This is a genomic window from Candidatus Babeliales bacterium (genome assembly GCA_035944115.1).
In the GTDB taxonomy this organism is placed as follows: domain Bacteria; phylum Babelota; class Babeliae; order Babelales; family Vermiphilaceae; genus DASZBJ01.
In genome coordinates, this window is record DASZBJ010000017.1 from 138599 (window position 1) to 145808 (window position 7210).

Consider the following 7210-nt stretch of genomic DNA (forward strand, 5'->3'; position numbering starts at 1 on the left):
TTTTCTTTCAACCAAAAAACAATTTTTTAATAATTTAATTCAACACCTAATGAGATTCTATGGGACTTTATCGATCTTCGTGCAACAAATTGCGGCACTGGAATATCCCATGCCAAACTCACAATCGGTTCACAACCACGACACACTTTCATTTTGCCAAAATCATAAAACGCATTTAACGTTACATATCCAGAGCCCCAACGACTTTTTGCTGTCGCTTGTACCAATGAAACAGGAAGTGAACGATTAATTCGTGCGTCCTGCCATGTATCGGAGGAATGGAACATCAGTGTATATAATAAACGTAATCCCAACCCGTCGCGTACATTTTCAAGCGCAATCCATGGGGTACAGGCCACAGAAACGCCTGGGTCAATGCGTACTGGTGCCACTACTGCACCATATGCTAATGATTCTTTTGCAACTGTCAGGCGCTGATCAGTAATTCGTGCAAATCGCTTACTCAAACGAAATAACACTCCGACTTTCCAATCTTCTTTCAACTCAAGCTCTACGTCACCCTGGAAATATGCTCCCCAATGACCATTGCCGCCAAATGGAATAGAAATCGGTTTTGTTATATCTCTGTGTTTACCGGTCGGTATCAAGAAGCCTAAACGAACGCCCCCTTCTATCTTTTTAAATCTGTACGCGTATTCACGTAAACCACGAAACCTTATAAATGCATCAATATCTCCAAAACCAACTTGGCTAGAATGTGCATCAGAAATGCCTAATGTATTATTCATATCAATACGCAATTGATCTAACTTAAACACAACGTCTTCTGATAATCGGGCGGTATCTTCTTGCTTTAAGAAAAACTCTTGATACCCATTGGCCCGCATAAAAAATGTGCAAAAACCTATAGAAAACCAATCTGATAGCGCTTGCTCAAGAGAAATAATAAATCCTTGTGTTTGAATTTTGCCCTTCGCATGCCAACATAAATCAAGACGATTTGCCATCTTGATAAACTCATCACCAAATGTTTTTAATGGATTATCTTTACCGAGTACCTCTAGCGCAGCACCTATGGCTGTTTGATCATACGGACCATATATTTCCGTAATACCTACTGTTTCATCAGTATTTAAAAAAGCGGAACTTGCGGTTGTCATAAACGCATCTGTAGTAAAATGAGATGGTCTATTTTCAACCAGAATGTACGGACGCTGAATTAATGGGAGATATCGATTATCTTCCCCCATAGAATAGAGAGAGTTACAAAAACCAACAAAAACAATCACTGCAAAAAATCTTTGTGCTATCATCTTACACCTTACTAGTATCGGGATATCTGTATGCCGAGGCAACATTGTACAATGATTTTACATGATACAACAAATTTGACTACACGCATACGTTTACCAGCTACCAGAATAAACAAAATAATTATCTCATAATAACCGACAGCATATACAATGATTACGAATGTATAAAAAATAAGAGCGCAATATTTTTTTATATCGCGCCCTACATTTTATAACAAATATGTAATTTCTACTTTTTATTAACCCACTGCTGGATACAAATTCGTTGCATTCACTAGCTTGCAATATGCTTTAATCATCACGCTTGTAGCCGCAAGAGCAAATCCCATTTTGATTCGCCAATACATGTTTGCCTCAATTTTTTTTAGCTCTTCTTGGCGCTTCGCTTCGCGCTCTGCTTTCCCTTGGTCGCGTTGTTGCGCCTCATGCTCCATAGCGTCAAATTTTGTTTGAATCGATTCAAAGTTCAAGACAAATGCTAACGCCTCAGGACTAAGCTTTGTCACCATTTCTTGCCATTCTTGAGTGTCTTCCTGTGGAATATCCAAAGAGGTGTTCTCTTCTGCTTTCGATTGCATAATACTAACAACCAAAAGCAACGATGCTATAATTTTTTTAAAATTTATCATAATAAGTCCCCTCATAACGTAATAAATAACCTCTTGTTTTCATATAATGAGCGTACCACAGCTATTCTATTTGCACAAAAGGATCCGCCTCTAGGCACAAAAATAAGCATATTCAAAGATCAACAACTCGCACAAGGCCCATAAACAATACATATCCCTCCTTTCAACAGTCTGCTACACTAGGTAGACACATTTTTATAATTGGCTGCGCTCATATTGAACGCACAATGTAATGGATAGCCACGCATACGCTTGCCTCTTCGTTAAAACTCCGGTGGATAGGCGCTATGATGAAGGGATTTTTACAAAGGGATTTATATGACCATGAAAAACATACAAGCAATTATACTAGCCGCTGGCAAATCAACCCGCTTTCAAACCGGTAAAACAAAATTACTTGAAAAGATATGCGGCCAAGAAATGATTATATATATTACCAAACTCCTTGAACGTGCGAACATTCCAACAACTATGGTAGTTGGTTATCAAAAAGAACTTATTATAGAAGCAGTAAAAAACAATCATATAACCGACATCCAATTTGTGACACAAGAAGTACAAAAAGGGACTGGACATGCAATTTTATCCAGCCGAGATACGTGGAACCAGCAAGATATTCTTATCTGCAACGGTGATTGCCCACTGCTAACAGAAAATACTATCGAAGAACTCTATGAAACCCATATTGCAAGCGATGCTGCAATATCGTTTATTGTCGCTCACAATGCAGATCCAAGCGTAAAAGGATATGGAAGAATTGTTGAAAGTAACGGCGTAATAAAAATTGTTGAAGCAAAAGATTTTACTGGCGATGCAACCACCGATTGCTGCATTAATGCAGGCATCTATCTCATAAAAAAAGAGTTCCTTACCCAATATATTGATAGCCTCAACACCAATAATAACAGTAACGAATTCTATCTTACCGATCTTATTGAAATCGCCAGCAAAAATGGCAAAAAAGTTACCACAGTAACGGCTTCATTCGATCAAATTCGTGGCATCAATACGCTTGAAGAACTATGGATTGCACAACAAATAAAACGCGCAGAAATCATTAAGTATTGGATGCATAATGGTGTTCGTTTTGCTCTTGCACAAAATGTACACATCGATTTGCCAGTTACGATAGGACAAGGATCTTACATCGGTGGTGGCGTACAGCTACTTGGCAATACACAAATCGGACAGGCATGTGCCATCTATGATTTTTCGTCAATAGAAAACAGTATGTTGCACAATGACGTTACTGTTTTTTCACATTCTGTTATAAAAGATGCAACAATAGAAGATCATACGCAAGTCGGCCCTTTTGCACATATCCATGATCATGCGCATATTGAAAAAAATACATGCACGGGAAGCTTTAGCGAAATTACTAATAAAACCCATACTACAAATGCACAGCAAATAATGAAAGCAACATCTGTATATAACACCACCAATAATCCTGAAACCCCACGCTAACATCATGATTCAATTTATACACACCGCAGACATTCATTTTGGCATGGAAAATTACGGTAAATTAGACGTAAAAACCGGTATCCATTCTCGCCTGCTTGATTTTCAAAAAGCGCTCAATCTTTGCATCGATTATGCAATCGAAAAACAGGTGGATTTCTTTATGTTCTCTGGAGATGCATATAAAACCGCACATCCAAGTCCAACACAACAAAAACTTCTGCTTCAATGCTTTCTGCGCCTGCATCACGCAAAAATTCCCGTTGTTATTGTAGTGGGAAATCATGATCATCCGCTCAGTTTTGGTAAAGCAAACAGTCTTGACGTATTTAATGAACTGCCGCTTGATGGCTTTCATGTGATTGCAAAACCAACATCATTTACTTTAACTACTAAAAATGGCCCTATTAATATTGTCGGCATTCCGTGGCCAACCCGTAACACGATTGCGATTAACAGCAAGCATCTTTTAACGAGCGGACCTGAAATCACTGAATATATTTCGAAAGCGGTAAGTAGTATCATCCGCGCTCTTGCTGATGAATTAGATCCAAGCATTCCCGCACTCCTTGCTGGCCATTTAACGGTCAGCTCCGGTGTTTTTTCTGGATCAGAAAAACGAGCTATCTACGGCACCGATCCAATCATCATGCCCTCTCACCTTGCCATAAAACCGTTTGATTACGTTGCACTTGGCCATCTCCATCGCTATCAAAACCTTAATCCAAATGGATATCCTGCAATTGTATATTCAGGCTCCATTGAGCGCATAGATTTTGGAGAACGCAAAGAAGAAAAGGGGTTTTGTCATGTCACTGTTCATGAAAAAAATAACACCACGCATGAATTTATTCCTGTGCCAACTCGTCCATTTATCCAAATTGAGGCAACATTGAACAACGAGTCTACGCAAACAGAACAACTCATTGCAGCAATACAAAAACACCCAATCACGGGTGCCGTATTAAAAATTGTCTATCACATCCCTGCCGGCAAAAAAGATCTGGTCGATTTGCAAGCGGTACAGCGAGCATGCTCGTCGGCAATGCATATCGTGGGCATTACACCCGTACGAGAACCCATCGTTCGTGAACGGCGCGCCTGCGTACAAGTAGATATGGATTTACAAACACTTCTGACAAGCTACTTTGCAACACGAACTGATTTAACAGATCGCACCAAAACACTTATCGAAAAAACTATGCATCTTGCCCAGGAACTACAAGAGAAAGAATGTGAAGAATCTTAATTTTTTATTTTTTCTTACTGGTGGTAAGCCTTTGAAAACCTTTGAGCATATCTTCTATACTTCTTATTAAAAACAATAAAAACACACGCTCTCCTTTATATATTGGGTGCAGGCCTTACGAGCATGCACATGGATAAATACGCTATCATTACTATAGCAATAGCATACCAAATGAGCATATCAAATCACAACAACCGGGTATCATCGATAAATATATACAAGCTCTATCGTGCCTGTTATATTCCATAAACCGGCTGTGAGGCCCACCAAATCTGCTAACCATGCAAGGTAATAATCGATTCAAAGCCCCTCCTCTAGGCAATGATTATTCCTATCGGAAACCAAAACCATTGATTAATAAAATCATTATTGGCTACTATGATTACAAATAGGATCTTATAAGCGGAGAGATATAATGATAAAAAATATAAAATGGCACATGCTAGCGCTACTCATGATTATTACCCCCCATATCGCACACCCAGCGCGATCTTTAGCAGATTCACTGGAAGATTTGGCACAAAAACAACAACAACTGGCGCGAGACCAGCGTAGCCGCCAAGATGCCCTTGATACTTTCAGTAGAGCACGAGAAGAAGAAACAGAAATGAGGCGAAGACAAGCTGCTGCTCGCCAAGCTCAAGAAGCTGCTGTGCAAGAAGGCGATGCTCGTGCAATCGAGCAAACACAGGCAACACTCGCCATCCCAGCACAAAAAAAAGCAAAACCGAAACGAGTAAAAACAAAAGAAGAAGATGAAAAAGAACGGGAAGAAAACAGACAACAATATGAAGCATATCTGGAAATGCTTAAGCAAGTAGAAGACCAAGATAGAGCAGCCCGGGAGCGGCGTGGAGACCGCCCCATAGAATATAGTGATGCACAACTGCAAAAACTACCGGATTTCCCACTCGAATTAACGCATATAATAGACCGCATGGCACAAAAAACATTTACTGATCCACATGCAACTATCATCTCGCAAACGTTAGGAGGTCATACAGCGCCCATAACCTCAATAGCTATCAGTTCTAACAACCAATTCATCGTCACGGGATCTTGGGATAACACTGCACGAATTTGGGATTCCACCACGGGAGCACCGTTGCATACCCTTGTAGGCCATAGATCCAAAATAAATTCTGTAGCTATTAGCCCTGATAATCAATTTATTGTCACCGGATCTGAGGACAACACCGCACGCATTTGGAATGCCGTCACAGGAGCGCTACTGCATACCCTAGCTCATACAGGCATTATAACATCGGTAGCTATAAGCCCTGATAACCGCTTCATTGTCACCGGATCTTGGGATAACACTGCACGTGTTTGGGATACCTCTACAGGAGCGCTACTGCATACCCTAGCTCATACAAACTTCATAACTGCAGTAGCTATAAGCTCTGATAACCTATTCATCGTCACCACATCTAACGATATCACTACACGCATTTGGGATGCTACCACGGGAGTACTGCGCCATACCCTTGCTGGCCATGGAGACGCAATAAACTCAGTAGCCATCAGCTCTGATAGCCAACTTATCGTCACCGGGTCTGATGATCACACTGCACGCATATGGAATGCGACCACAGGAGCGCTACTGTATATCCTTACTGATACAAACTTCATAACTGCAGTAGCTATAAGCTCTGATAACCTATTCATCGTCACCACATCTAGCGATATCATTACACGCATTTGGGATACCACCACGGGAGCACTGCGCCATACCCTTGCTGGCCATAAAGACGCAATAAAAGCAGTGGCTATCAGCTCTGACAACCTATTCATCGTCACCGGATCTTGGGATCACACCGCACGCATCTGGGATGCCTCCACAGGAACACTGCTCCGCACCCTTACTGGTCATACAAGCTTGATAAGTTCAGTAGCTATCAGCCCTGATAACCTATTCATCGTCACGGGATCTTGGGATAACACTGCACGCATTTGGCGCATAAAAGAAGACTTATTAACTACTGCCGAACTCATCAAAAATGCTGCAACACTCCGTGATCGTGCAAAACAAATTCCATATTTTCCACCAATACAAATGCAAAAAATAAACAAGGGAATTTACCTTCTCAAATCGGCAACTACCAAATCAACCCCTTCAAACATCAGGGCTATTTACCAACGCATTATAGATGCCTTTAAGCAAGGAAAATCAGAGGCAATGATTGCATCAGCTGCCGATATTGGATTTTTTGGCATGTAAGCTTATGTACACAATAATCATTAAACCCTGAAAAAAAAGAACGGAGAGAGGCAATGATGAAACATATAAAATGGCACATGATAGCACTACTCATGATTATTACCCCCCATATCGCACACCCAGCGCGATCTTTAGCAGATTCACCGGAAGATTTGGCACAACAAGCGCGAGACCAGCGTAGCCGCCAAGATGCCCTTGATACTTTCAGTAGAGCACGAGAAGAAGAAACAGAAATGAGGCGAAGACAAGCTGCTGTGCAAGAAGGCGATGCTCGTGCAATCGAGCAAACACAGGCAACACTCGCCATCCCAACACAAAAAAAAGCAAAACCGAAACGAGTAAAAACAACAGAAGAAGATGAAAAAGAGCAAAC

At 40.9% G+C, this 7210-nt stretch carries 6 protein-coding genes; 4 read left to right on the forward strand and 2 right to left on the reverse strand.

Features of this window, described 5'->3' with window-relative positions; genetic code table 11:
- Nucleotides 1-26: 26 nt before the first annotated feature.
- Together VGT41_02550 and VGT41_02555 are read right to left on the reverse strand one after the other, a co-directional pair.
- On the reverse strand, nucleotides 27-1274 hold the full coding sequence (locus tag VGT41_02550; GenBank protein ID HEV2601154.1) for a hypothetical protein: 1248 nt from the start codon (nucleotides 1272-1274) through the stop codon (nucleotides 27-29).
- 239 nt (nucleotides 1275-1513) lie between these two features.
- Nucleotides 1514-1903 carry a hypothetical protein gene (locus tag VGT41_02555; GenBank protein ID HEV2601155.1) on the reverse strand — a complete coding sequence of 130 codons (390 nt, stop codon included), beginning with the start codon at nucleotides 1901-1903 and terminating at the stop codon, nucleotides 1514-1516.
- A gap of 318 nt (nucleotides 1904-2221) precedes the next feature.
- Between VGT41_02555 and VGT41_02560 the strand changes: the two genes are divergently transcribed.
- From VGT41_02560 to VGT41_02575, 4 genes are all read left to right on the forward strand, one after another.
- Entirely contained in the window at nucleotides 2222-3370 is a 1149-nt protein-coding gene (locus VGT41_02560; protein HEV2601156.1) for an NTP transferase domain-containing protein, read from the forward strand.
- A 4-nt stretch (nucleotides 3371-3374) separates the two neighbouring features.
- Entirely contained in the window at nucleotides 3375-4616 is a 1242-nt protein-coding gene (locus tag VGT41_02565) for an exonuclease SbcCD subunit D (protein HEV2601157.1), read from the forward strand.
- A gap of 415 nt (nucleotides 4617-5031) precedes the next feature.
- A complete protein-coding gene (locus tag VGT41_02570; GenBank protein ID HEV2601158.1) occupies nucleotides 5032-6837 on the forward strand; it encodes a WD40 repeat domain-containing protein in 1806 nt (601 codons plus the stop codon).
- A 53-nt stretch (nucleotides 6838-6890) separates the two neighbouring features.
- On the forward strand, nucleotides 6891-7210 hold a 320-nt coding region (locus VGT41_02575; protein ID HEV2601159.1), incomplete at its 3' end, for a hypothetical protein.